Here is a 24888-nt window from a genome sequence, read left to right on the forward strand (position 1 = left end):
AAAGCATCACATACGATCTGCCGGAAATACCAATCCCATCTGCTTTCTTGCGTCATCCATCACCCTGGAGTTAATTAATGAATGCTCGTAAGAATTAATGACAGATTCGTATTCCCCACCTTTTTTGATGATGGAAACGAATTCATTTATTTCATAATACATGTATGGAAAGTCCTCTTTTTGAGTATAAACACATTTTTCTCCGCTATGGTAATAAAACGTCAGTGTACTGAATTCACCTATATGGTCGATCGTAACGGTTCCTTCTTCCCCTTGGATTTCAGTCGGTATGAGTGTATTCGAAATCTTCGAGAAAGTGGACACCACTTCCATTTCTTCGTATTTCATGATGACTGTGCCGGAACCATCGATACCTGAATCCAGCATGATGCCAGTAGCCTTTATTTCCTTTGGTTCTCCGAATAAAACGATCATAGGGTAAAGGCAATATACACCCAAATCCATCAGGGCTCCATTGGAAAAATCCGGATTGAACGCATTTAAGACCCTGCCTTCTTTATAGGCATCGTATCTCGAAGAGTATTTACAGCAGCTTACATTGACTTTCCTTATGACGCCAAGTGTGGGAAGCTTCTCTCTCAAAACGTGAAAGTTAGGCAGGAAAGTGGTCCTGACCGCTTCCATCAGAAGGACATTGTTGTCCTTTGCAGCCGCGATCATTTGCTGAACTTCCCTTTCATTGGATGCCAAAGGCTTTTCACACAGTACGTGAATACCCTTATTCATAAACGTGATCGCCTGGCTTGCATGAAAGGAATTTGGACTTGCTATGTAGACGGCATCAATATATTCTTTACTGGCCATCTTCTCTATATCCGTAAAACATCGGTTGATGCTATACGTTTCAGCAAATGCTTTCGCCCGTTCTTCCTTCCTTGAATAAACGGCCTCTAAATGAAATCCCGCCACTCCTTCTGCCGCTTGAATAAAACGGTCAGTAATCCAATTCGTTCCAATGACACCAAATCTTATCATACGATCTCTCCTTCTTTCATTCATGTTTATTCTAGTATAGAATGCTTAGTAAAACCATTATCTTATGCGAAAGGGCGATTATGTGGATAACCTGGAAAAGAAACGGGCCGGAGAAAAAGCTGCGGAATATGTACAGGCCGGGATGACTGTCGGGCTCGGGTCCGGATCGACCGTATACTACACGATTCAGAAATTAGGGGAGCTTGTATCCCAAGGATTACAAATAAAGGCCATTCCCTCTTCCACGGAAACAGAGAACTTGGCAAGAAAAGCCGGAATTCCCTTGACCACCTTCACTGAAGTCAGTGAGTTGGACATTTCCATTGATGGTGCAGATGAAGTTGATCCTGAGTTCAATTTGATAAAAGGGGGAGGAGGCGCCCTTGTAAGGGAAAAATTCGTTGATTCCTTCACAAAGAAGTTCATCGTCGTCGTCGACGAATTGAAGTTGGTCTCTACGCTCGGGTCCTTTCCCCTCCCGGTGGAAGTGATTCCATTTGGATGGGAAGTGTCGGTTAAAGCCCTCGAAGAATTGGGATGTAAGCCTATCTTACGAAAAAAAGAGGGGGAAACCTTCGTTTCCGATAACGGAAACTATATTGTAGATTGCCATTTTTCAACCATTCACCAACCTGCATCCCTCCACACTCATATAAAACAACTATTAGGAGTGGTGGAAACCGGCCTTTTCACCGATATGACAGACCTTTTAATTATTGGAAAGACGGATGGTGCGGAAGTCATTACAGTTAAAGAATAAAATAAAAAACCAACCATTCAGGTTGGTTTTTATTGATCGACTTTCTGAAATTCCATATCTTTCTCCCTCATCAAATACTGAAGGGCTTTACGGAAGGTTTGGAACGTTTTAATTCCCTGAAGCTCTTTAATCCCTGAATTGATCATCACTTGAGTGAGGGATGGTGTAAACCCGACGAAGAGGGTCTCAATTCCCATTAAGTTGTTGGCCTTGACCATGTTATCAATATAGGTACCGAAGATGTCAATTTCACCAACTTCCTTCTCTGATACAGCCGAGAAGTCCACAATGATCGTATTGATGTCACCCCCATATGACTCGTCCAAAATCTTTGAGATGATCATTTCGAAACGCTCGGGACTGAGCCTACCAGTAATAGGGACTAAGATTGTTTCTGGAACGATGGACGGGATAATGGGAGCTGAGATGTCCATGATCAACTGCTCTGATTGAGCCAGCTTTTCTTTCAATTCTTTAATCTCTTGCTTTAACAGTTGAATTTCTTTACTTTCACTAGTCATGTTAAACCTCACCATTTATAGATTGATTTAGAAGTATCTCTGTTTAGTTTAACACTTTTATGCTAATATCACCTACTATTATTCAATCTTCATTGTAGATGGAAATGAAAAACCAGCCTCGTCGGCTGGTTTTTCTCACGCGAATGCCTTTTCCTGCTCCTTGTGGAAAAAACTTTTCATGGCATGGAATACATCGGCTTTTTGTTTCAGGATATAGTAACGGAAATCGTCATTTTTAATATTTTTGTAGGCCGACATCAACGTAGAGTGACGGTTATACTGATTCACTTCACCGTATCCAAACATACTGGAAACTTTCATTAATTCTTCTACAAGCTTGACGCATCTCACATTGTCGGATGTGAGGTTATCGCCGTCCGAGAAATGGAATGGATAAATGTTATAACGGCTTGGAGGATACTTGCCATCTATGAGCTCCAGCGCTTTGCGGTAAGCTGATGAGCAGATGGTTCCCCCGCTCTCCCCTTTCGAGAAGAAATGTTCTTCGGATACAACTTTGGCTTCGGTATGATGTGCGATAAATTCAATTTCAACAGTTTCATATTTTGTACGTAAGAAACGGGTCATCCAGAAGAAGAAACTCCTGGCCATATACTTCTCCCAAACTCCCATACTTCCACTTGTATCCATCATCGCTAATACGACAGCTTTTGATTCCGGCTTTAAGACTTCATTCCATGTTCTGAACTTCAGGTCCTCAGTGAAGATCGGATGGAAGCTTGGTGCTCCTTTCATAGCATTTCTCTTAAAGGCAGACATCATCGTCTTCTTCTTATCTATATTCCCCATTAGGCCAGTTTTACGGATATCGTTAAATTCAATATGCTCGACGGTTTGAACATCCTGTTCTTTCTTTTTCAGGTTGGGTAGCTCCAATTGGCTGAATAAGGCTTCTTCAATTTCAAGCATTGATACTTCTGCTTCATAATAATCTTCACCGGCTTTATCTCCAGCCCCTTGACCTTTCCCAGGACCCTGCTGTTGCTGCGAGCCATCCCTTGCAATGACGTCCCCTACCTGACTCTCGCCGTCTCCCTGCCCGACATGTTTATTCTTATCGTAGTTGTAACGAATTTTATATTCATCTAACGAACGAATCGGGATTTTGACAACGTCTCGGCCATTGGACATGACAATGTTTTCTTCCGTGATCAAGTCTGGTAGATTATTGCGGATGGCATCCTGAACTTTTTCCTGATGTCTTTGTTGATCATCGTGACCTTTGCGGTGGAGGGCCCAATCTTCCTTGGAAATGACAAACTGATGATTATCCATTTGACTCAAATTATTCCCCTCCTTAATTTTTTCACATATTCTCATTTTCCTGCATACACTATGTTGACTGTCTAATCTGCACGTATCCCATGAAGTGAAACGGGGATTACTCTATCCTATGCAGAAGTATTAATAAATTTACAAATAATTTCGACAATTAATCGTTCTTTTATGTTTGGACAAGCCTATTTTTTACAGGGGTTGTCTTTAGGTTCCCCCCCCTGTCCTCATGAAGCATTAAACGCAGCTATTCTTAACAAAAAAAATAACCAGGCCGTTACACCTGATTAAGCTTCTTCTTCATATTGAGCTGGATCTGACACTCGATTGTTCAACTTCAATTCACCACTGGAACGTAACTTCTCCATTTGCTTCCCAAGCTTAATGACTTCCTCCATATTAGAGGCCATGCTTCCGTTAAGAGGTTCCGCTTCTACACGGGGTTTAGGTTCGAAAGACATCTTATCAACCCGCCTTCATTTAATAAAAGGGCCCAGCTCTATCTCTCTCTAGGTTAATATATTCAGACTTTTCCGTCAACTATTCCTTATCTTGATTCTTATACTGAACAGGATCCGGCTGCTTTTTATCCTCTTTCAGTTCTTCATTCGTCCTCAGCTTGTCCATTTGCTTTCCCAACTGTTTCATCTCTTCCATATCATGTGCCATGGAGCCATTTTCCGGTTCGAAATTTTTATCCAGTTCATGTTTATTCTTACTCATATCTGTTCACCTCTTGGATACTACTTTTCCCTTTTGGCAAGGATTTAAACTGCAATAGAAAATCGGGAAATGCATGGCACCTCCCGATCATTCTTCTATTAGCGATTTAACAGGCTGCCCACATAGCGGAGTAATTCATTTGCCGATGTTGAGTTGTAGCCATGTTCATCGATGAGGCGGGCAACCACTTCGTTGACTTTCTTCAGCTGCTGTTCGTCTGGTGTTTTTGAAGAGGTCGTGATCTTCACAACATCCTTCAAATCAGCGAACAACTTCTTCTGAATGGCTTCTCTCAAGCGATCATGTGAATTGTAATCAAAACGCTTCCCTTTACGTGCATAGGCTGAGATACGGATGAGGATTTCTTCACGGAATGCCTTCTTCGCATTTTCCGAAATACCGATCTGTTCTTCAATCGAACGCATCAGCTTTTCATCCGGGTTGATTTCTTCACCCGTCAACGGATCATGAAGCTTTGCTTTATTACAGTACGCTTCCACATTATCAAGATAGTTATCCATAAGCGTTTTCGCAGACTCTTCATATGAATACACGAATGCTTTTTGAACTTCTTTCTTGGCGATATCATCATACTCTTTCCGTGCAAGTGATATGAAATTTAAATACTTGTCACGAAGTTCATTTGTAATCGATGGATGCTGATCCAGTCCTTCTTTCAAGGCACGCAGGACATCCAGTGCGTTGATGGTCGGTACCTCTTTCCGGATAATCGTAGAGGAGATACGGTTGATCACATAACGCGGATCGATTCCGCTCATGCCCTCATCCTGGTATTCCTTCTTCATTTCATCGACGTCCGCGGAGTTGAAGCCTTCCACATTTTCCCCGTCGTACAGGCGCATCTTCTTAATCAGATCAATGTCCCCACGTTTCGGTTCTTTTAAGCGAGTGAGAATTGTGAACATCGCGGCCACCCTTAACGTATGAGGTGCCACATGCACATTCGAGACATCACTTTCATTGATCATTTTTTCATAGATTTTCTCTTCCTGAGTGACTTTCAAGTTATAAGGAACCGGCATGACGATGATACGTGAATGCAAGGCTTCATTCTTTTTATTCGAAATGAAGGATCGGTACTCGGTTTCATTGGTATGAGCCACAATCAGCTCATCCGCTGAAATCAGGGCAAATCTGCCAGCTTTGAAGTTCCCTTCCTGTGTAAGAGATAATAAGTGCCATAAGAACTTTTCATCGCACTTCAGCATTTCCTGGAATTCCATTAAACCACGGTTCGCTTTATTTAATTCCCCGTCAAATCTGTAGGCACGCGGATCCGATTCAGAACCAAATTCGGCAATCGTCGAGAAGTCGATGCTTCCCGTTAAATCGGCGATATCCTGTGACTTTGGATCGGATGGACTGAATGTACCAATTCCCACTCTTTTATCTTCTGAGAAAAAGACTCTTTCCACTTGGACGTCTTCAATGCGTCCATGATATTCTTTCTCCAACCGCATCGTATTCAACGGGGAGAGATTCCCTTCTATGCGGATCCCATACTCATCGTAAAAATCTTCACGTAAGTGCTGAGGGATCAGATGCAGTGGATCTTCATGCATCGGACAGCCTTTAATGGAGAATACGCCTCCTCTTTCAGTTCGGGAATAGTGCTCCAAGCCCCGTTTCAACATGGAAACGAGAGTTGATTTCCCTCCACTCACCGGACCCATCAATAATAAGATCCTCTTTCTCACGTCTAACCGTTTCGCAGCAGGATGAAAGTATTCTTCAACGAGTCTCTCAAGCGCCTCTTCTAAGCCAAATAATTGATTGCTGAAGAATTTGTACTTCCGTTTTCCCTCGACCTCCTCAACCCCGGCATCTTTAATCATATTAAAGACTCTTGAATGAGCGGATTGCCCAATCCAAGGCTTCTCTTTCAGCAGGTCTAAATACTGAGCAAACGTCCCTTCCCATTTCAGTTTCTCTTCTTCTTCTCGGTAATGTTCAATTTTCTTTAAAATATCCATAAGGACCTCCCCCTGTCGCTTAATGAGAGACGATTAATATACTTTATGCGCTTGTTCACCCGAACATGTTAAGAAGATATATTAAATAAAGACAAAGAGTCCACATCCGCTGCAAACAGAGGGAAAGGGCAATCAAAATAAAACGTTTTGTTTTCCTGACTTCAATCTTTCACAAAACAGCAAAAAAAATCCATCTTTGATTCACATCAATTTAAAAATAGGCTATACTAAAGACAGACTGTGGAATATGTAAACTGGGAGGTTACCAAACATGGGTACTGTCATCATCGTAGGTGTATCTTTAACGTTCTTAGTAGCGATTTTCACTGCTGGGTATAACGATAAACCAGGCTCAAACTAAAGCGCAGGCGGCTCGTTCAGAGGCGACCCGCTACAGCGAAAAAGAACTGATCTCCGATGAGGTCAGTTCTTTTTGTTTAGGTCAGATAAGCTTATTTTCTGTTAAACCCTTTCCTCTCCACAAATTCCTTCATATACATCCGCTTTTTCCCCGACAGCATCTTCGCCATCTGCCCGGACCACCTATCCGACCGTTTCCCCGAGGTGCGTGCGTGATAATAAGCAGAAATCGTTTCATCATAGCGGTCAAGTCCTTCTTTCATCTGTTCCTCATCACCTTGATAAGAATCCTCATGGTAAATGGATTCCATCGGCAGCCTCGGCTTCACATCCGAATGATCTTCCGGGATGCCGACAGCCAGTCCAAACAAAGGAATGACCCTGTCCGGCAATCCGAGCAGCTCACTCACCGCTTCCAAATCATTTCGGATTCCGCCTATATAACAAATACCAAGCCCCATTGATTCTGCGGCGATCGATGCATTTTGGGCAGCCAGGGACGCATCAATGACTGCCACCATGAATTTTTCCGTGCTTTCCAATGATGGGATGACGTCTGCTCCTTCCCATTCCCCGATCTTTTCATGGCGGTATAAATCAGCGCAGAACACGAAGAAATGACCGTTTGCTTCGACGTAGCTTTGATTTCCAGCAAGCTCTGAAAGCTTCTTCTTTTTCTCCTGGTCCTTCACCCCTATGATCGTGTAGGCTTGAATATAGCTTGATGTACTTGCAGCCTGGGCACTGGAAACAATCGTCCGGATTTGCTCCTCCCTTAATGGCTCATTTTTAAATTGTCGTATGGATCGATGCTTAAGAATCGTTTCAATGGTTTCATTCATTATGTACTCTCTCCCTTTCGTTTCTTCCCCTTAGTATAAGCCAAATAAAAAAAGGAATGAAAATCATATGATTTTCATTCCTTTTTATAAGTTGTTTTCGTATACATTGTTGCTTTCGGATGTAGCGAGTAGCGGTTGATTTCCGCTACAGGTGCTCGCTTTCCGCGGGGCTGGCGGTGAGCCTCCTCGGCTGCGCCTGTGGGGTCTCACCTGTCCAGCGTTTCCCGCAGGAGTCGAGCACCTTCCGCTCCAATCAACTTGACAGACGAAACGTTTTACGATCAGAAAGGAAAAGTAAAGATTGCGTATGCCACTGCTTTTTAATTCGTTGCAGGCACTGATTTTATTTAATCGTCCTTTAGTCTTTTTAAACTAAAGGTCACAAACCATTTTTCTCTGTCAACTACTTACTACTCTAGAGGGTGAAGGGAACTGCGTAGACTCCTACGGAAAACGGGCGTGCCGAGACCCCGGAAGCGGTTTTTGCTGAGGAGGCTCGGCCGGACGTCCGTGGAAAGCGAAGCAGTTCCCTTCACCCTCCTGCACCTCAACCTAAATGACAGAGCATTCACAAATCTTAGCAAATCTTAGTCTGTATATGACTAGCAACAATCTTTGCGAAAACACCCTTTTTATAAGAGTCCTGGATAATTTCTTTGTCTTAACGCTTCATAAATCAAAATCGCCGCTGTATTGGACAGGTTCAATGAACGTACATTCTCGTTCATCGGAATGCGCAGGGCACGATCCAGATTGTTCTGTATGACCTCATCCGGAAGTCCGGAAGTTTCGCGTCCGAAGATAAAGAAATAATTCTTGTCTTCCTCGCTGTAATCAAAATTCGTGTGAGGGATCTTTCCGTATTTTGTTAAGTAAAAGAATTCGCCGCCTTCGTTTTTCTCAAAGAATTCTTCAAGGGAATCATAATAAACGATGTTTACAAACTGCCAGTAATCAAGTCCGGCACGCTTTAACATTTTATCATCCGTCGAGAATCCAAGTGGACGGATCAGGTGCAGTGTCGTATCCGTAGCTGCACACGTTCTTGCAATATTCCCCGTATTTGCAGGAATTTCTGGTTGATATAATACAACATGTACTCCCATGTCTATGTCACCTCATTCATAAAACTCTAAGTGACATTATACCATTTCTTCTACATAGAACAATACTTAGCCATCATCTACTATGGTAAAAAATCGATATTTCATATTGGGCGTATATGCCGTTGAATCTTCGTATTTCCAATATCTCATCCGGCTGTTGAACGTGTGGGCATTCACGAGGGGTTCTCCGGCAGCATCCTTCCCTGTTACGATTGTCGTATGATCGAAACGGCCATCCCCTTCGAAGTCATAGCAAATCACATCACCGAGCTTCAATTCTTTGGGGTCTTCTACAAGCCTGCCTCTAAGCCCAATCGTCGAATTCGGAATATACCATCTTAAGGAATTCGCCACTGTCCAGCTATAGCTCCAGCTTTGATTTCTCATCCACCAGCCCTTTCCTTGAGTCGGGTATCCCCGCATGGGTGCATCTCCTGCATGCAGGCATTGTGAAATATAATTCGTACAATCATTCTCAAACTTCTTGTAAGCAGGATTGTAGCTGTTCCACCAGCGTTCGGCATATTGAACGGCACTGAGTCGGTCATACCTGTATGTCACTCTGCCGATTTCTCCGTAACCCATATTCTCTTCCTTCTCTTGGGGTCCATCATTTCTTTTGACAACGATCTCTCCATCATCATAAATCTTATTTTTGTAAAAAACGCCGCTCCGATTCTCTACTTCTTCTTCCAAATAGAGCAGGTCTCCCTGTTTGATGAGATATTTATAGTGAACATCATATAAAATGCTTTGCGTTTCGTCTCTTTGATGTGTGATACGCTGAATCTTTCCCGTTGCATCCACCTTCACAATTTCTGCGTGTCGCTGCCTGCACGACTCTTTTTTCCTTCTCACTTTGTCATTGTGATAATCTGACTGATTACGAGAGGTATATTCAGCGATTACATGATGGACCTTTTCCATTAACAGCTTTCTGATCATCGTCTTCCCTCCTCCCTAATTGTTATGCTCCCGCTTCTCTGTTCAAAACAAAAAAGGATGAACTCCGGTAAGTTGGAATTCATCCTTTTGAGCTATAGTATGAGTAAATCTAGGCCTTTTTGAATTTCAGTCAATACTTCTTCGTTTTTTTCCTCTGTTTTATGTTTCTGCAGTACTTCCTCTGCTCTTTCCCCTCCGATTTTGCCAAGGGCCCATGCTGCCGTGCCTCTCATGACTGGTCGTACATCCTTCTCTAAAACCTCGATTAAATCCTCTATCGCTGTTGTATCTTTAAAATGGGCCAGGGCAATGATGGCGTTTCGCTGAATGGGTTTCTTCCCTCTCCATGACCCTGAAATATGTCCGTATTTCTCTTTGAAGTCACGGTTGCTGATCGTTAATAAAGGCTTAAGTAACGGCTTGGCGATTTCGGGATCCGGCTCCATCTCTTCATGAAAATGAAAGTCCATCCCTTTATTCTCGGGGCATACGGTTTGGCAGGTGTCGCATCCATACAGACGGTTGCCGAGCTTCACACGGTACTCATCCGCAAGAAAGCCCTTGGTTTGGGTTAAAAAGGCAATGCATTTCTGTGCATCCAACTGACCTCCCTCAATGAGTGCCCCCGTTGGGCAGACGTCCACACATTTATTGCATGTCCCGCACTGATCCTCCATGGGTGTATCCGGGGCAAAGGGAAGATTCGTCACCATTTCCCCCAAATACACGTAGGATCCGAATTCAGGTGTGATGATGGAACAGTTCTTTCCGCTCCATCCAATTCCTGCACGTTCTGCCACGGCACGGTCCACCAGCTCTCCCGTGTCGACCATTGATTTAAAACGTGCCTCGGGAATCCTGGATACGATATATTCCTCGAGCTTCGAAAGGCGGTCCCTCAGCACATGGTGATAATCCGTCCCCCATGACGCCCTGCAGAAGATCCCCCGTCTTTCCCCCCGCTTACTTTGAGGAGCATCCTTCATTTTAGAAGGATAGGCAAGAGCAATGGCAATGATCGATTTCGGCTTATCAAAAATCAAAGCAGGTTCCACCCGCTTCTCAATATCCTTTTCCTCAAAGCCTGATTGATATCCGAGCATTTCCTGACGGAGAAGCCTGTTTTTCATTTCCGAGAACGTATCGGCAGTGGTAAATCCAATCTTATCTATTCCAATCTCCTTACTATACGCAATGATATCCTGCTTTAACTGATCTATATCCATTGCACCTACCTCCTTCCTGATTTTTTAGCGACGCACACACGTGAATTAGCAATGTGTATTATGATAAACTATTTTAAAACAAATGTGGAGGGAAAATAAGTGGAAATCACAATAGATTCATCCATTTCAAGTAAAATACCCGATTTCAAAGTCGGATTCATTCACTATCATCATATCGAAGTCGGCTCTTCTCCTCAAATGCTGAAGGGAAGGCTCCAGCTTTTCCAGGAATCGATCTTCTTTGATCTTCATGATAAAAGCGTTACTGAGCTGGAAGGGATTGCCGCGTGGCGTGATATCTTCAAGAAGACCGGTAAAGATCCGAATCGGTACCGCCATTCAGCAGAAGCACTTTTTCGCCGGGTCAAAAAACAAAACTATCTGACGACGATCAACTCTGCCATCGACCTTAACAACTTCTTCTCCCTTCAATATGAAGTTCCTATCGGCATCTACGATAAGGATCGACTATCCGGAGAACAAGTAGCATTGAAAGTCGGGGATCCCGGTCAAACGTACACCGGACTCAACGGTCGGGAGAATTCACTGGAAAACCTCATCGTCGCCTGTGACGGGAACGGACCTTTCGGAAGTCCCTTCGTCGACTCTGATCGTGCACCGGTTGGAGAGGAAACAAAGAATGCCGTACAGATCATATTTTTAAAGCCATCCCTTTCCAGAGAAGAAAACGAGAAACTGACGAAATCATTGATGGATATGTTTATCAGCATTCACGGTGGCGAAGGATCGTTTGAAGTGGTTGGTGGATAGTTCAGAGAGGATCCCTTTTTACAGGGATCTTTTTTGATTTCCCTCAAGGGGATTTGTAGCGGATCCTTCCATTTTATGTTTGGGCTTTTACCGTGGCGGGGTGAATTCAGCCATAATGGTTCATCATCCGGCGGGTTCCACACATAATCGAGCGGAAATCGTGATTAATCCGGCCGTTTCTAATAAAAAAAAGCCGCTTTCACTAATAATCCAGCCATTTTACAATAAAAGGTAAACTCAACATGCCTCACACAAAAAAGAGAGCCCCATAATAGGACCCTCCGCTTCAACCCTACACCCACCACATATCCGACGGCTGCTCTTCAATCAAGATAGATTTCAAATTCTTCACGGCACGCCCGAAGCCTTCTTCGATCGACATGATCGGATCCTCATGCTCGATGCTGACGACATAGTCGTATCCGAATGTGCGAAGCGCACTCATCATATCGGACCATTCCTGCAAGCTGTGCCCACAGCCCACCGAACGGAATGACCACGCTCTTGTCTGGATGCTGCCGTATGGCTGCATATCAGTGAGGCCATACATGTTGACATTGTCTTGATCGATATACGTATCTTTCGCATGGAAATGGTGAATCGCATTTTCTTTACCGAGGATCTTAATCGCCGCAACCGGATCGATTCCCTGCCACCACAGGTGACTCGGATCAAGGTTTGCACCGATTGCCTCACACGTTTCTTCACGAAGCTTCAATAACGTATATGGAGTATGTACAAGGAATCCCCCGTGGAGCTCGAGACCGATTTTTACGTTGTTTTCCTCAGCAAGCTTCCCTATCTCTTTCCAATAAGGAATCAACTTTTCTTCCCACTGCCATTTAAGGATATCTCCATATTCATTCGGCCAAGGGGAAACCGGCCAGTTCGGATGCTTTGCCCCTTCATGGTCACCTGCTGTCCCTGAAAAGCAGTTCACGACCGGTACGTTCATCAATCCGGCAAGCTTAATCGTTTTCTGAAGGGCCGCATGGGATTCTTCAGCGAAGGCAGCGTCGGGTGAAATCGGGTTCCCGTGACAGCTGAAGGCGCTGATCTGAAGCCCTCTTGATGTGACTTTCTCTAAGTATTCATTTCTTTTTTCTTCGCTCTCCAAAAGGGCATCCAGGTCACAATGGGCATTCCCGGGATATCCTCCCGTGCCGATTTCCACAACATGCAGTCCCGCTTCTTTTACATAATCAAGCATTTCTTCAAAATTCTTTTGTGAGAATAATACGGTAAATACACCAAGTTTCATTTATGCTTCCTCCTATTTCAATGTGATGCTTTGTCCGGTTTCACTGCTTTTGTAGATGGCATCAATGATTTGAGACACTTGCATGGCTTCCTGAGGTTTGACGATAAGTTCTTCTAAGCCTAGACAGCTGTTGATAAAGTTTTGGGCCTGAGGGAGACTTGGGTCATCCTCACCCGGTACCCAATCCGCTTCACTATTCAGTAGCATACCGTGCTTCATCTGGTTCATCTGGAACGGGAATAAATCGATTCCACCCGTTTCCCCTGAGATACTCATGCTTTCTTCGTCACTCTTCACATTTGCGGACCAGGATGTCTCAAAAAGCATGGACGCACCGTTACCGAACCTGATATAAGCAGTCACATGGTCATCCACTTCAAAACTGCCTTTATCGAAATCTCCCCATTGGTTCACTTGATCTGGCATTCTACTAAGCTTGTTATACGTCGTACCCGTTACTTCAACAGGCGTCGGATTTCCAAGCAGCCATAATGATAGATCGAGGAAGTGACAGCCATAGTCGATCAGGCTGCCACCGCCTTGAAGTTCCTTGTTGGTGAACACTCCCCATCCCGGTACTTTGCGGCGACGGATCGCCCTTGCCCTTGCCACCATCGGCTCTCCGATCTCATCCTCCATGATCACCCGCTTCGCAGCCCTGGAGTCCTTCATAAAGCGATAATGATAAGCGATGGCTAGAACCTTACCGGATTTCTCCGCCGCTTCAATCATCTTTTCACACTCTTCCGGAGTCATGGCCATCGGTTTTTCACAAAACACATGAAGACCTGCATCGAGGGCAGCAATCGTGATCTCTGCATGAAATTTATTCGGCGTGCAGATCGTCACGGCATCCACATGCTCAAACATATCCCGATAATCGCTGAACACATTGGGGATGTTAAAGGTCTCTCCCACGGTTTTGGCCGTGAGAGGATTGATGTCACTGATCGCTTCAATCGAAACAGAATCTGATAGTTTGATAAAAGTAGGGATGTGACGCGTCTGGGCAATACCCCCGACGCCGATCACCCCCATCCGAAGTTTCGTCATGGCTGCAACCACCTCTACAGTTTTACAATTCGTTTCGTTTCACTTGATTCCAAAGCAGATAAAACCACTTCCAACGATTTCTTTCCTTCTTCACCCGTAACAGGAGGCTCTTCATTTTGAAGAATGCTGTGAACAAATTGATCGATCACACGGGAATTCGTCTGTCCGCCTTCGTCATTCGTTTGAATGCCGCCAAGCTCATATTTCACTACTTCCCCCGATACATATTGAACGATAAGAGAGTTCACGGGATCATCCTCTAGGCGAAGAATCGCTTTCTCTCCATAAATGATCGTGGAGTTGTCTTCCTTCGATACGTAGGACCAGCTTGCTGCAAGGGTACCAATCGTACCGCTTTCAGTTTTCAATACACAGACCGCCGTGTCATCCACATCGGCATTTTCCTTTGCGCTTGTTTCAACAAAGGCACCCACTTCTGAAAATTCTTCCCCCAAGATGTAACGAAGGAGATCGGTTTTGTGAACACCAAGGTCACCCATGGCACCGATGAACGCTTCATCCTTTTTAAAGAACCAGCTGTCCTTCCCGTCAGCACTCCACCCTTCAGGTCCGCCATGACCGAAAGCAGAACGGAAGCTGTAGATTTTCCCTACTTCGCCGCTTTCAATGAGCTGCTTCGCTTTTTGGTGAGAAGGAACAAAACGCTGATTGTGAGCGATCATCAGTTTTTTGCCGTTTTTATCCGCGGCATCGATCATGCTTTGAGCTTCTTCCCTTGAAGTCGCCATCGGCTTCTCACATAGTACATGCTTCCCTGCATTCAACGCATCGATGGATATAGGGGCATGCAAATAGTTCGGTGTACAGACACTCACAGCATCGACTTCTGCATTGGCAAGCAATTCTTTATAATTGGTATACGCTTTCGCCCCCACTGCATCAGCAATTTTCCATGCACGTTCCTCGACGATGTCACAAACGGCTACCACTTTCACGTTTTCATTGTTCCCATACTCCGGAAGATGGCGGTGTTTTGCAATGCTTCCGCATCCGATCACTCCGATTTTTAATGTATTCATGATTTTTTCCTCCTCTATTTAGATCCTTTAATTTCTTCAAGCGGCTGCGCATTACCGTATACAGGTCTTGCATGATCGACCGGTGACGCCCATTTCACTGCATTGACGATGACCTTTTGAACATAATCATTGTAGTAGGTAGGGTACGTTTCATGCCCCGGACGGAAGTAGAATACCTTTCCATTCCCGCGCTGATACGTGCATCCGCTTCTGAACACCTCTCCACCCTCGAACCAGCTCACCATCACAAGCTGATCAGGAGCCGGGATGTCAAAATGCTCTCCGTACATTTCTTCCTTTTCCAGTTCGAAGTATTCCCCTAGACCGGCTGTGATCGGATGGCTCGGATCCACGATCCAGATCCGTTCCTTCTCATCGGCTTCACGCCATTTTAAATCACAGGAAGTTCCCATCAAGGTTTTGAAGATCTTCGAGAAATGACCTGAATGAAGGACGATCAATCCCATTCCGTCAAGCACACGCTCTTTCACCCTTTCAACGACTTCATCCTTCACTTCATCATGGGCGATATGTCCCCACCAGACCAATACATCCGTGCTCTCCAGCACGTCCTCTGTCAATCCGTGATCTCCCTCATCCAGTGTAGCGGTTTTCACATTGTAGGACGCTTCTCCAAGAAAGGATGCAATGGCACCATGAATGCCTTCTGGATACACTTCTCTTACTTTCGGATTCTTCTGTTCATGACGATTTTCATTCCATACTGTTACGTTTACCATTGTAAAACCTCCAAGTTTATATTTGGGCATGCCGGTATTCATTTGGGGTGACTCCAGCGTGTTTCTTAAAAACCTTACTGAAATACTTTTCATTCCCATAGCCTACACCGTAGGCTACTTCATATATCTTTAAATAGGGATTTTCCAGAAGCTTCTTTGCCTTCTCCATCCGGATATTCGTGACATAATCCGTAATGGTGGCTCCATAATCCTGCTTGAACTTACGTGAAATATATTCCCTGCTCAAAAAGAATCTGTCGGCCATTTCCTGAAGATTGATATCTTCCTGATAATGTTGTTGCAGATATTCCTCGATTTGCTGCATATTATTTTTTTCTTTCTGATATTTCACGTCTGTCAGTGTTTGTATGAGCTCGATAAATTCTTTCGACTTTTCTTCTTTAAATTTCCTAAACGAAAAGGATCCATCTTCGTTCCAATAGTCCGTGCCCAGGTAGAATGGATCCTGGCGTTTGATCTGATACTCTTTCAACCAATTGTTACGCAATAATTCAAATTGATCCTCCCATACTTTAAGCTGTTCCAATGAAAGGGTGTGACCGCTTTCCATTTGTGCGAAAACCCCTTCAAGCTGGGACTGTACCTGCTGTCTGCTTCCTGAACGGATCGCCCACTTCAATTCATTGGAGTGGTCCAATAAATGCAGGAGCGATCCCGCCATCACATCCTGGTGGGAGACAACCTTCTTTTGAGCGAGCAGATTATGCTTTGAAAACACTTCGAGAGCGGATTCATATGCTTCATTCAGCTTTTTCGACTTCTTCCCGAGTGCTAAAATGGTAAAGACCTTGCTATATTGATAGATTAAAGAATAGATTTCCTTCAGCAGATATGGTATGTTTTTTTGATTCCAGAAGAGAATGACAAGTTCTTCTTCTTTCTTGCTGTTCCGAAAGCAAACCCCATCATTCTGCTTCCGCAAAAGCTCGTTGCAGATATTGGTCAGGGTGAAAAAGGCAAGGTCCCTGTCACCCTGCAAGGATTTCATCACAATCGGTTTGATCGGCAGAAGAGCAACCGTTTTCTCCAAGCGTCGTAATGAAACACCAAACTCTCTCTCAACCTTTTTCACCATCTCAGTCGTAATGCTTTCATTTGTACAGAGGCTAGTGAATAATCGATCCCAGTAAAGAGGCTTTGCCTCATTCATAACCCTGTTTTCCTCGACCTGGGATCTTCTTGAGCGTGCTTGCTCATTCCACTCCTTCACCGCTTTACCAAGTGTCTCATTCAGTACATCCGGCTCGATCGGTTTCAGAATGTAATCAAAACTCTTATAATAAATGGCGTTTCTCATGTATTCAAAATCATCATACCCGCTTACAACGATGGTTTTACTTAAAAGGTCAGAGGCATGAAGCCATTTTAATAAGTTGATGCCATCCCGCTTCGGCATCCTCATATCTGTAAAGATGATCTCCGGCCTATGCTCTGTGATCAATTCGATGGCTTCGTCCCCGTCTTCCGCCTCCAGGATGGTATGGATGCCATGCTTATCCCATTCCGCCAATAAAAGTAACCCTTCACGTACATGCTTTTCATCGTCAATGATGATTGCTTTCATTTGCCTCACCTTCCATTCGTATCGGCAGCCTCATGGTGACCATAAAGCCTCCATCTTCATGATTCTCAAGGAGTAGAGTCGCCTCGTGCTCAAAGTAAAGCTTTAATCTTACATATACATTCTTTAGACCGATACTGGTCTCATCCCCGGTTTTATTCCAAGCATCTGCTTTGAAATGTTCCTCAATCTCCCGCAATCTGTTCTCCGTCACACCCACGCCATTGTCACGGACCACCATCACCAGTTCCTCACCATCCAGGAAGCATGTTAAATCAATTCGCCCCACTCCATCACGAATATCGAACCCGTGCTTAAAGTAATTTTCAATGAGGGGCTGAAGGATCATCTTTGGAACCATAACATCCTTCATATCTTCTTCTATTTCGACACTGTACTCCAGGTTCTCACCAAACCGTTCTTTCTGTAAAAGGAGATAAGCGTTTGTATAATTGATTTCTTTACTTAACGGAACCACATCCTCCTCCATATTCATCCCGTACCTCATAATTTTTGAGAGATGGGTGATCAAGGAGTAGATTTGCGGGACCTTGTTCTTTAACGCAATCGTCCCAATGGACTGAAGCGCATTGTAGAGAAAATGCGGATTAATCTGAGACTGAAGCACCTTTAATTGATTCGTTTTATTTTCCAGCTCAAGCTTATATTCCCGGTTGATCAGATGGTTGATCCGCTCAATCATTTGCTGAAAACGGAATCCGAGAATCCCTATTTCATCAGAGCCGAATGATTTGGACTGAACCTTCATATTCCCCTTCTCAACTTCTTGGATATTTGAAAGCAGGATCCGGATAGGAGATGTAATTTTAAAAGAAACAAACAGTGTTGCCAACACCACGAGGGTCAATCCAAGGACCCCGAACAAAATATTGATCTTCGCCACACTAAAGGCGCTTTCGTAAAGGTTGCCATACGATACCCTTTTCACCAGGAACCATCCCCCGGCGGCATCAGGGAGCTGATCGTACATCATCACCCCATTGAATGCATCTTCCTTCCAGTCAAGTGTCCCTGACGCATCCTTTGAATCCATTATCCTTTTGATCCACTTCTGGTTGTTTCCATCATCCGATACATCGCGGTCTGAGCTGTAAATCATTTCCCCTTCTGAAGACAGGAGATAGAATTCCTCTGAGTCAGAGTTATATAGGTTTCTGCTCAAGTCAATGATCTTATCCGGTGAAATATCCAGGGAAATATACGCAAGCACTTCATCTCCCGGCACATTTCGGAATGCCCGGTGAATCGTGATGATTTCCTTCGACCGGTTAATATTCTCTTCTTCCTGACTATAGGTTGGTTCAATGTACATGTTATAGGGGCTACGTTCAGCCTTCCTGAAGTATTCCCACTGTGAATCTTTTATTCTATTAGAGAATACAACAGTGGATCGCTTCGTTGCAGAAATGGCCCGGTCGCCGTCAGCAAAGGATATACGTACCCCATTGATTGTATCTCCTGTGTAGAGAATCGTTTGCACAATATTCTTCACGATGCCGATCGTCAAGTAATTATTCTCCTTACTTGGTGATCTCATGAAATGAATGAAATCTGGATTATTATAGAGTGACAGAGTCAATCCGTTGAGCTCATTAATATAACTCTCCAAATTCACCTTCCCCTGATAAAGAAGATTACTGCTCTCCTTCACCACCTGCTCCTCAATCGAATCCTTCGTATACAAATATGTAATAATGATCGAACTGCCAAACGGCACAATCGTCGTAATCATCAACAGCACGATCAATTTATTTCGAATGCTTGTCTTTAACATGAGGGACGGACCTCCCAGGTCTCACTTATACCCTAGTATAAAGTGTTATTCCCTGCTCTTGGAAGTATTTTTTCGAAATATTCCTACTAAACTTATAAAATAGAAAGCATGCCTTTAATAGACATGCTTTCCATTATTCTGTTTACTTCAGGTTATCCCATGTTTGTTGGAATCGCTCAAGTACAGTATCGTAATCAATTTTACCGGCTGCATATTCCTGGATCGTTGCTGCGAATTCTTTATTCGCACCATCCGGCCATTTGAACCAAGTCCAAGGAATCGTTTTCTCATCCTTAGAGTAGTCAAGGATGGATTGACCCAAGTCACCAAGACCATTCGGCTCGATATTATCAAATGCAGGGATGAATGCAAATTCTTCCGTGATATAACGCTTACCTGTTTCAGAAGAAACCATCCACTCCAAGAATGTTTTCGCTTCTTCAAGGTGTTCTGAGTTCTTGTTCAGCACCCAGTTATTCGGTACACCTACAGGAAGGCGATCTGCATTCTCGTCGTTACTGATCGGGATTGGGAGGAAGCCCATCTTGATATCAGGATTGATCTCCGTGATCATGTTCTCCGTCCAGTTCCCTTGTTGAAGCATTGCTGTTTCACCAGAGGCGAATAACGTTACCTGTGTATTGTAATCTGTTGTTAATGGATTATCGTTGGCATATTTAAGTTCAGTGTCCAGAACTTCTTTGAACTGCTTGAACTTCTCGTTTCCTACAATTTTCTCAGATCCATCATAAAGTCCTGCGATGAACTTATCCGGGTCTTCCTGCTGTGCAAATGGAATGTTCAGTAAATGTTGCCCGATTACCCACCACTCGCCGTAACCAGCTGAGAATGGAGTGATCTTCTTCGCTTTAAGCTTCTTCGCTGCGTCTTTCAATTCATCAATCGTTTTAGGAGTTTCTGTGATCCCTGCTTTTTCAAATAAGTCTATGTTATACACAAATCCATATCCTTCTAAGTTAACCGGCATTCCGTATAACTTACCGTCTTCGTCTGTCATCGGAACTTTCCCGATCGGAAGGACGTGTTCTACCCATGGCTCACCAGAAAGATCTGCAAGTTTCTCTTTCCAAAGCTCTAACTCTTTGAAACCACCATTATTGAAAATATCCGGTTCTTCACCAGAAGCGAATTTCGCTTTAAGTGCTGCACCGTAATCGGCACCTCCACCAACGGTTTCAAGCTTCACCTTAATGTTCGGATGCTCCGCTTCGAATTCCTTGATCATTTCTTGTAGCTGATCGGCAATTTCAACCTTGAACTGGAAGAAATTCAATGTCACAACATCATCACCTGAACCGGAATCCCCGCCTGAACTGCTTGTTTTGTCTTTAGAAGAACAGCCGGCAATAATTCCAAATACTAAAACCAAAGACATGCAAAGTAATAGAATACGTTTCATAAATGGATTGACCTCCCTGATATAAAATATATTATATAAATTTCTGTATCAATGATAGACCATCTCGACAGAAACTTTATATCTACTTGATTGAACCCGATGCTATACCTTTGATGATATGCTTCTGTAAAAACAGGAAGAAGATGATAATCGGTGTAATCCCGAGAACCAACGCTGCAAGACCCATATCCCATTGCTTCGTATACTGGGCGAAGAATGAGCTGGCTGCAAGTGGGATCGTACGGAGCTCCGCATCCTGCAACACAAGTAATGGAAGGAGATAATCATTCCAGATCCATAATGTGTTCAAAATAATGACCGTAACGGTGATCGGCTTCAGTAATGGGAAAACGATTCTCCAAAACACTCCAAACTGACTGCAACCATCGATCATCGCTGATTCCTCGATTTCAATCGGTACGGTCTTCACAAACCCGTGATACAAGAACAGGGAGAGTGGGACACCGAATCCGAAGTACATGAGAATCAAACCCGGAATGCTGTTCGTAAGCCCCAACGTCCCCCCAACCTTCATCAGGGGGATCATTACCGTCTGAAACGGAATGACCATGGCTGACACAAAGATTACAAATAAGATTTTACTGAACTTTCCTGGTGTACGGACCATTTTCCACGCCGCCATTGAGCTGATGATCACTAATCCAATATTACTGAAAACCGTAATAATCAGGGAATTCCAGAAAGCACGTGGGAAATTGATGACCTCCCACACTTTTGCATAATTAGAAAACATGAATTCCTTCGGCCACGCCGCAGCATCAATCAGAATCGCAGCAAACGGTTTCACCGAGTTAACTAGTACAAAATAGAAAGGAATAAGGAAGATGAGACCAATCACAATTCCGATAATCTCTAATACAAATGTTTTCTTGGTATAGCGATTGCCCATTATGCCTCAACCTCCTTCTTCTTCGTCACCATTACCTGAACCGTGGTAAACACGGCCACTACTACAAAGAACAGAATTGATTTCGCTGTCCCGAGACCATAACGATTATTCTGGAATGCTTCCTGATAAATATTGATCGCTACCGACTGCGTGGAGTTGAATGGTCCACCGCCTGTTAGCGAGATGTTAAGATCAAATATTTTAAATGCCATGGAAATCGTCAAGAAGAAACAAATCGTGAACGCAGGTAGTATTAATGGAATGATGATCTTAGTCAGGAGCGTCCAGTTGGATGCACCATCCATTTTTGCTGCTTCAAGGAGTGAATTGTCCACCCCTTGCAGTGCTGCTACATAAATGACCATCATATATCCCGATATCTGCCACGCAAATACAATGACAATTCCCCAGAACGCCGTCTTCTCATCACCCAACCACGGCATTTTAAAGAATCCGATATCCGTCATATTGCCGAGTGAAGCAAACCCTTTAACAAAGATGAACTGCCAGATGAATCCGAGTAACAATCCACCAATGACATTCGGGATAAAAAATACGGTCCTGAGAATATTACGCGTCTTCAATGCTGCATTCAGCAACAGAGCAAATCCAAATCCTATCAGGTTACTGATGATCACTGCCGCAAACATGAATTTTGTCGTGAAGATGAACGAATTAAAAAACGTCTTATCATCCGTAAAGATCTTTGTATAGTTATCGAACCCAACCCACTCGACTACCGAGCTGACACCATTCCATGAGGTAAATGAATAATACACACCCATCAAGAATGGAAGAATCTGAATCATTAAGAAAAATAAAAGTGCCGGTCCTACAAAGGCAGCGTACGTCAGTAAGCTCTTATACTTAAACTTCTTCTTCGTCACTGCCTTCATTTGTACATTTGGGCTTACTGGTCCAGTTTGAATCTTCGGTTCCACCCGTATCACCACCCCTAAACTGCAATCGCTTTCTTATATTATAATGGTAGCGCTTTCTTAAGAAGGGGAACTCAATTGACCTAGAAGGGGCAAAATTTTGACTAGATGAGTTTTGTTGTGGTGAATGTTGGATAAAGGAAAAGGTCCGTTTTCCTTGTATTAAGTGCACGTAGGTGAAATGGGTTTGTGAAAATAAAATCGAGGAATTGAAAGTATATGGAGCGAAGGTGATCAGATAAACGCCTATCATGTTGAAAGTGATGGGAAATAGATGCTTTTTCATAATGAAACAATAAAAAAGACTTCCTCATAAAGAGAAAGTCTGTCGTATGTAAGTTGGAGCGGGTGAAGGGAATCGAACCCTCATCATCAGCTTGGAAGGCTGAGGTTTTACCACTAAACTACACCCGCGATGTGGTACCGGTGGCCGGGATCGAACCGGCACTCCAGAGGAACACGATTTTGAGTCGTGCGCGTCTGCCAATTCCGCCACACCGGCATTACATATGGAGGCGGCAACCGGATTTGAACCGGTGATCAGGGTTTTGCAGACCCATGCCTTACCACTTGGCTATGCCGCCATATTATTGGAGCGGAAGACGGGATTCGAACCCGCGACCCCCACCTTGGCAAGGTGGTGTTCTACCACTGAACTACTTCCGCACTACTGGGCTAGCTGGATTCGAACCAACGCATGTCGCAGTCAAAGTGCGATGCCTTACCGCTTGGCTATAGCCCACTGATAGTATATGTCACGGAAATAAAAATGTGACTTTTATGGGGCGACTGATGGGAATCGAACCCACGAATGCCTGAACCACAATCAGGTGCGTTAACCACTTCGCCACAATCGCCATATTAAAATAAAATTGGCAGGGGTAGTAGGAATCGAACCCACACCAAAGGTTTTGGAGACCTTCGTTCTACCTTTAAACTATACCCCTATGATATATATTAGTTTTTTCAAGAACCACCATGCTAATTGGATCTTAATGCTCCGCTTCGCTACGCGTGGTTTAAGGAAGATTATTTTACTCCGCTTTCGCTTCGTAAAAAAATCTTGGTGGAGGGGGGCAGATTCGAACTGCCGAACCCGAAGGAGCGGATTTACAGTCCGCCGCGTTTAGCCACTTCGCTACCCCTCCAGCTACATCACTTGACTGGTGCCGGCAAGAGGACTTGAACCCCCAACCTACTGATTACAAGTCAGTTGCTCTACCAGTTGAGCTACACCGGCATCAAGTAAATAAATGGTGGCTCAGGACGGAATCGAACCGCCGACACATGGATTTTCAGTCCATTGCTCTACCAACTGAGCTACTGAGCCAAATAGTTTTCGGCTTCACCTAAGCTTCGAATCTCTTCGTCTGCTCACTTATCGAAACCTTTTTCCTTTTCAAAAAAAATAATGGCGGTCCGGACGGGACTCGAACCCGCGACCTCCTGCGTGACAGGCAGGCATTCTAACCAACTGAACTACCGGACCAAAGTTTTTTCGCGCTAGCGAAAATAACTATCCTTGCGTCACTCATAAAAGATTAATGCTAATCTCTTACTAATAACAAGCAAAAATGGTATTGCGGGGGCAGGATTTGAACCTGCGACCTTCGGGTTATGAGCCCGACGAGCTACCGAACTGCTCCACCCCGCGACGATAAAATATGTTAAGTTACCCATATTAATTAAGGAAGATTATTTTACTCCGCTTACGCTTCGTAAAAAATCATGGTGGAGGATGACGGGATCGAACCGCCGACCCTCTGCTTGTAAGGCAGATGCTCTCCCAGCTGAGCTAATCCTCCGATATGTAAAGGTACGTTATTTTGCTTTGGCAAAAAACGTTGGTGACCCATACGGGATTCGAACCCGTGTTACCGCCGTGAAAGGGCGGTGTCTTAACCGCTTGACCAATGGGCCTTAATTAAAATTCAGATGGCGGAGAGCAAGGGATTTGAACCCTTGAGACAGCGTTAACCGTCTACACGATTTCCAATCGTGCTCCTTCGGCCACTCGGACAGCTCTCCATATAATGGCTCCGCAGGCAAGATTCGAACTTGCGACCGATCGGTTAACAGCCGATAGCTCTACCACTGAGCTACTGCGGAACGATATGCCTGGCGACGTCCTACTCTCACAGGGGGAGATCCCCCAACTACCATCGGCGCTGAAGAGCTTAACTTCCGTGTTCGGCATGGGAACGGGTGTGACCTCTTCGCCATAATCACCAGACTATGCATTGTCTCTTTTTAAGGACAAATACTATTATATCGCGTAGAAATATTTTTTCAAGGCTTTTTTTATATTTATGTATAAAATTTATTCCCTGAAAACTAGATAAAGGATTGATGTCAAGAAAGCCGAGTATCGACCAATTGTTGCAACTACTATTGAAAGTAGACTGCAATCCAGCTCCGGCGGCTAGAGACTCGAGGTCATTTCAGTTCAATCAGCTGAGGGTAAAAAGCACCCTCTTCTGATTGCCCGGAAATGCTTGTCGTCTCTGTTCAAGCCGCCTCCGCTTTATAGTGTGGTTAAGTCCTCGATCGATTAGTATCAGTCAACTCCACATGTCGCCATGCTTCCATCTCTGACCTATCTACCTAGT

The 24888-nt window shown here is 44.1% G+C and carries 21 protein-coding genes, 16 tRNA genes and 1 rRNA gene; 2 read left to right on the top strand and 36 right to left on the bottom strand.

Going from position 1 to position 24888, the window contains the following annotated elements:
- Window positions 1-6: 6 nt before the first annotated feature.
- Window positions 7-996 carry a Gfo/Idh/MocA family protein gene (locus JI667_RS10990; RefSeq protein ID WP_206853007.1) on the bottom strand — a complete coding sequence of 330 codons (990 nt, stop codon included), beginning with the start codon at window positions 994-996 and terminating at the stop codon, window positions 7-9.
- 82 nt (window positions 997-1078) lie between these two features.
- Between JI667_RS10990 and rpiA the strand changes: the two genes are divergently transcribed.
- On the top strand, window positions 1079-1756 hold the full coding sequence (gene rpiA, locus JI667_RS10995; RefSeq protein WP_368077896.1) for a ribose-5-phosphate isomerase RpiA: 678 nt from the start codon (window positions 1079-1081) through the stop codon (window positions 1754-1756).
- A 29-nt stretch (window positions 1757-1785) separates the two neighbouring features.
- Here the strand turns inward: rpiA and JI667_RS11000 are convergent, their stop codons facing one another.
- The 9 genes from JI667_RS11000 to queG form a co-directional block, all read right to left on the bottom strand.
- Entirely contained in the window at window positions 1786-2277 is a 492-nt protein-coding gene (locus JI667_RS11000; RefSeq protein WP_206853008.1) for an STAS domain-containing protein, read from the bottom strand.
- A gap of 135 nt (window positions 2278-2412) precedes the next feature.
- Complete coding sequence (yhbH, locus tag JI667_RS11005; RefSeq protein ID WP_408015259.1) at window positions 2413-3573, bottom strand: sporulation protein YhbH; 1161 nt, start codon at window positions 3571-3573, stop codon at window positions 2413-2415.
- A gap of 287 nt (window positions 3574-3860) precedes the next feature.
- Window positions 3861-4034: a hypothetical protein gene (locus JI667_RS11010; RefSeq protein WP_206853009.1), complete on the bottom strand. Its 174-nt coding sequence runs from the start codon at window positions 4032-4034 to the stop codon at window positions 3861-3863.
- A gap of 79 nt (window positions 4035-4113) precedes the next feature.
- The gene (locus JI667_RS11015; protein ID WP_206853011.1) at window positions 4114-4296 is read right to left on the bottom strand and encodes a hypothetical protein; all 183 of its coding nucleotides are present in this window, start codon (window positions 4294-4296) and stop codon (window positions 4114-4116) included.
- A gap of 98 nt (window positions 4297-4394) precedes the next feature.
- On the bottom strand, window positions 4395-6290 hold the full coding sequence (locus tag JI667_RS11020) for a PrkA family serine protein kinase (protein ID WP_206853013.1): 1896 nt from the start codon (window positions 6288-6290) through the stop codon (window positions 4395-4397).
- Window positions 6291-6742: 452 nt separating this feature from the next.
- Window positions 6743-7492: an oxygen-insensitive NADPH nitroreductase gene (gene nfsA / locus JI667_RS11025; protein WP_206853015.1), complete on the bottom strand. Its 750-nt coding sequence runs from the start codon at window positions 7490-7492 to the stop codon at window positions 6743-6745.
- A 632-nt stretch (window positions 7493-8124) separates the two neighbouring features.
- On the bottom strand, window positions 8125-8598 hold the full coding sequence (gene trmL, locus JI667_RS11030; protein ID WP_206853023.1) for a tRNA (uridine(34)/cytosine(34)/5-carboxymethylaminomethyluridine(34)-2'-O)-methyltransferase TrmL: 474 nt from the start codon (window positions 8596-8598) through the stop codon (window positions 8125-8127).
- Between the two features lie 66 nt (window positions 8599-8664).
- Window positions 8665-9540 (bottom strand): amidase domain-containing protein, encoded by an 876-nt coding sequence (locus JI667_RS11035; RefSeq protein ID WP_414635233.1) that lies wholly within the window; start codon window positions 9538-9540, stop codon window positions 8665-8667.
- Window positions 9541-9635: 95 nt separating this feature from the next.
- Window positions 9636-10769 carry a tRNA epoxyqueuosine(34) reductase QueG gene (gene queG / locus JI667_RS11040; protein WP_206853025.1) on the bottom strand — a complete coding sequence of 378 codons (1134 nt, stop codon included), beginning with the start codon at window positions 10767-10769 and terminating at the stop codon, window positions 9636-9638.
- A gap of 99 nt (window positions 10770-10868) precedes the next feature.
- On the opposite strand from queG, the gene JI667_RS11045 reads away from it, so the two are divergent.
- The gene (locus JI667_RS11045; protein ID WP_206853026.1) at window positions 10869-11540 is read left to right on the top strand and encodes a B3/B4 domain-containing protein; all 672 of its coding nucleotides are present in this window, start codon (window positions 10869-10871) and stop codon (window positions 11538-11540) included.
- A 292-nt stretch (window positions 11541-11832) separates the two neighbouring features.
- Here the strand turns inward: JI667_RS11045 and JI667_RS11050 are convergent, their stop codons facing one another.
- From JI667_RS11050 to rrf, 26 genes are all read right to left on the bottom strand, one after another.
- The gene (locus tag JI667_RS11050) at window positions 11833-12801 is read right to left on the bottom strand and encodes a sugar phosphate isomerase/epimerase family protein (protein ID WP_206853027.1); all 969 of its coding nucleotides are present in this window, start codon (window positions 12799-12801) and stop codon (window positions 11833-11835) included.
- Between the two features lie 12 nt (window positions 12802-12813).
- Window positions 12814-13854, bottom strand: coding sequence for a Gfo/Idh/MocA family protein (locus JI667_RS11055; protein WP_206853028.1), 1041 nt, complete (start codon window positions 13852-13854; stop codon window positions 12814-12816).
- 14 nt (window positions 13855-13868) lie between these two features.
- Window positions 13869-14894 (bottom strand): Gfo/Idh/MocA family protein, encoded by a 1026-nt coding sequence (locus tag JI667_RS11060; RefSeq protein ID WP_206853030.1) that lies wholly within the window; start codon window positions 14892-14894, stop codon window positions 13869-13871.
- A gap of 14 nt (window positions 14895-14908) precedes the next feature.
- The gene (locus JI667_RS11065) at window positions 14909-15634 is read right to left on the bottom strand and encodes a ThuA domain-containing protein (protein WP_206853032.1); all 726 of its coding nucleotides are present in this window, start codon (window positions 15632-15634) and stop codon (window positions 14909-14911) included.
- A 16-nt stretch (window positions 15635-15650) separates the two neighbouring features.
- The gene (locus JI667_RS11070; RefSeq protein ID WP_206853034.1) at window positions 15651-17219 is read right to left on the bottom strand and encodes a response regulator; all 1569 of its coding nucleotides are present in this window, start codon (window positions 17217-17219) and stop codon (window positions 15651-15653) included.
- Window positions 17200-19011: a sensor histidine kinase gene (locus JI667_RS11075; protein ID WP_206853036.1), complete on the bottom strand. Its 1812-nt coding sequence runs from the start codon at window positions 19009-19011 to the stop codon at window positions 17200-17202. The genes JI667_RS11070 and JI667_RS11075 overlap by 20 nt, the downstream gene beginning before the upstream one ends.
- A gap of 142 nt (window positions 19012-19153) precedes the next feature.
- The gene (locus JI667_RS11080; RefSeq protein WP_206853037.1) at window positions 19154-20431 is read right to left on the bottom strand and encodes an ABC transporter substrate-binding protein; all 1278 of its coding nucleotides are present in this window, start codon (window positions 20429-20431) and stop codon (window positions 19154-19156) included.
- 82 nt (window positions 20432-20513) lie between these two features.
- On the bottom strand, window positions 20514-21341 hold the full coding sequence (locus JI667_RS11085) for a carbohydrate ABC transporter permease (protein WP_206853038.1): 828 nt from the start codon (window positions 21339-21341) through the stop codon (window positions 20514-20516).
- Window positions 21341-22282, bottom strand: a complete 942-nt coding sequence (locus JI667_RS11090; protein WP_368077897.1) for a carbohydrate ABC transporter permease — start codon at window positions 22280-22282, stop codon at window positions 21341-21343. Before JI667_RS11090 ends, JI667_RS11085 begins: the two co-directional genes overlap by 1 nt.
- Before the next feature lie 337 nt (window positions 22283-22619).
- Window positions 22620-22693 (bottom strand) — tRNA-Gly (locus JI667_RS11095).
- 4 nt (window positions 22694-22697) lie between these two features.
- Window positions 22698-22781: transfer RNA gene (locus JI667_RS11100), tRNA-Leu, on the bottom strand.
- An 8-nt stretch (window positions 22782-22789) separates the two neighbouring features.
- Window positions 22790-22863, bottom strand: a tRNA-Cys gene (locus tag JI667_RS11105).
- Window positions 22864-22870: 7 nt separating this feature from the next.
- Window positions 22871-22945 (bottom strand) — tRNA-Gly (locus JI667_RS11110).
- Between the two features lie 4 nt (window positions 22946-22949).
- A tRNA-Gln gene (locus tag JI667_RS11115) sits at window positions 22950-23021 on the bottom strand.
- Between the two features lie 39 nt (window positions 23022-23060).
- Window positions 23061-23136, bottom strand: a tRNA-His gene (locus JI667_RS11120).
- A gap of 16 nt (window positions 23137-23152) precedes the next feature.
- Window positions 23153-23226: transfer RNA gene (locus tag JI667_RS11125), tRNA-Trp, on the bottom strand.
- A gap of 117 nt (window positions 23227-23343) precedes the next feature.
- Window positions 23344-23427: transfer RNA gene (locus JI667_RS11130), tRNA-Tyr, on the bottom strand.
- 16 nt (window positions 23428-23443) lie between these two features.
- Window positions 23444-23519: transfer RNA gene (locus tag JI667_RS11135), tRNA-Thr, on the bottom strand.
- 14 nt (window positions 23520-23533) lie between these two features.
- Window positions 23534-23609 (bottom strand) — tRNA-Phe (locus tag JI667_RS11140).
- Window positions 23610-23691: 82 nt separating this feature from the next.
- A tRNA-Asp gene (locus JI667_RS11145) sits at window positions 23692-23768 on the bottom strand.
- Between the two features lie 91 nt (window positions 23769-23859).
- Window positions 23860-23933, bottom strand: a tRNA-Met gene (locus JI667_RS11150).
- Window positions 23934-24008: 75 nt separating this feature from the next.
- Window positions 24009-24084, bottom strand: a tRNA-Val gene (locus JI667_RS11155).
- A 40-nt stretch (window positions 24085-24124) separates the two neighbouring features.
- A tRNA-Glu gene (locus tag JI667_RS11160) sits at window positions 24125-24199 on the bottom strand.
- A gap of 16 nt (window positions 24200-24215) precedes the next feature.
- A tRNA-Ser gene (locus JI667_RS11165) sits at window positions 24216-24307 on the bottom strand.
- Window positions 24308-24313: 6 nt separating this feature from the next.
- Window positions 24314-24388 (bottom strand) — tRNA-Asn (locus JI667_RS11170).
- Window positions 24389-24395: 7 nt separating this feature from the next.
- Window positions 24396-24512 (bottom strand): 5S ribosomal RNA (gene rrf, locus JI667_RS11175).
- Between the last annotated feature and the right edge of the window lie 376 nt (window positions 24513-24888).

This window comes from Bacillus sp. NTK074B (assembly GCF_017303375.1).
GTDB lineage: Bacteria > Bacillota > Bacilli > Bacillales > Bacillaceae_B > Rossellomorea.

Excerpts from the sequence above, each read along its gene's own strand:
- JI667_RS11050 (WP_206853027.1), bottom strand. The coding sequence starts at position 12,801 with ATGAAACTTGGTGTATTTACCGTATTATTCTCACAAAAGAATTTTGAA.
- JI667_RS11015 (WP_206853011.1), bottom strand. The coding sequence starts at position 4,296 with ATGAGTAAGAATAAACATGAACTGGATAAAAATTTCGAACCGGAAAAT.
- nfsA (WP_206853015.1), bottom strand. The coding sequence starts at position 7,492 with ATGAATGAAACCATTGAAACGATTCTTAAGCATCGATCCATACGACAA.
- JI667_RS11080 (WP_206853037.1), bottom strand. The coding sequence starts at position 20,431 with ATGAAACGTATTCTATTACTTTGCATGTCTTTGGTTTTAGTATTTGGA.
- queG (WP_206853025.1), bottom strand. The coding sequence starts at position 10,769 with ATGGATATAGATCAGTTAAAGCAGGATATCATTGCGTATAGTAAGGAG.
- JI667_RS11055 (WP_206853028.1), bottom strand. The coding sequence starts at position 13,854 with ATGACGAAACTTCGGATGGGGGTGATCGGCGTCGGGGGTATTGCCCAG.
- JI667_RS11070 (WP_206853034.1), bottom strand. The coding sequence starts at position 17,219 with ATGAAAGCAATCATCATTGACGATGAAAAGCATGTACGTGAAGGGTTA.
- JI667_RS10990 (WP_206853007.1), bottom strand. The coding sequence starts at position 996 with ATGATAAGATTTGGTGTCATTGGAACGAATTGGATTACTGACCGTTTT.
- JI667_RS11000 (WP_206853008.1), bottom strand. The coding sequence starts at position 2,277 with ATGACTAGTGAAAGTAAAGAAATTCAACTGTTAAAGCAAGAGATTAAA.
- JI667_RS11075 (WP_206853036.1), bottom strand. The coding sequence starts at position 19,011 with ATGTTAAAGACAAGCATTCGAAATAAATTGATCGTGCTGTTGATGATT.
- trmL (WP_206853023.1), bottom strand. The coding sequence starts at position 8,598 with ATGGGAGTACATGTTGTATTATATCAACCAGAAATTCCTGCAAATACG.
- JI667_RS11060 (WP_206853030.1), bottom strand. The coding sequence starts at position 14,894 with ATGAATACATTAAAAATCGGAGTGATCGGATGCGGAAGCATTGCAAAA.
- JI667_RS11085 (WP_206853038.1), bottom strand. The coding sequence starts at position 21,341 with ATGGGCAATCGCTATACCAAGAAAACATTTGTATTAGAGATTATCGGA.
- JI667_RS11010 (WP_206853009.1), bottom strand. The coding sequence starts at position 4,034 with ATGTCTTTCGAACCTAAACCCCGTGTAGAAGCGGAACCTCTTAACGGA.
- JI667_RS11020 (WP_206853013.1), bottom strand. The coding sequence starts at position 6,290 with ATGGATATTTTAAAGAAAATTGAACATTACCGAGAAGAAGAAGAGAAA.
- JI667_RS11065 (WP_206853032.1), bottom strand. The coding sequence starts at position 15,634 with ATGGTAAACGTAACAGTATGGAATGAAAATCGTCATGAACAGAAGAAT.
- yhbH (WP_408015259.1), bottom strand. The coding sequence starts at position 3,573 with ATGGATAATCATCAGTTTGTCATTTCCAAGGAAGATTGGGCCCTCCAC.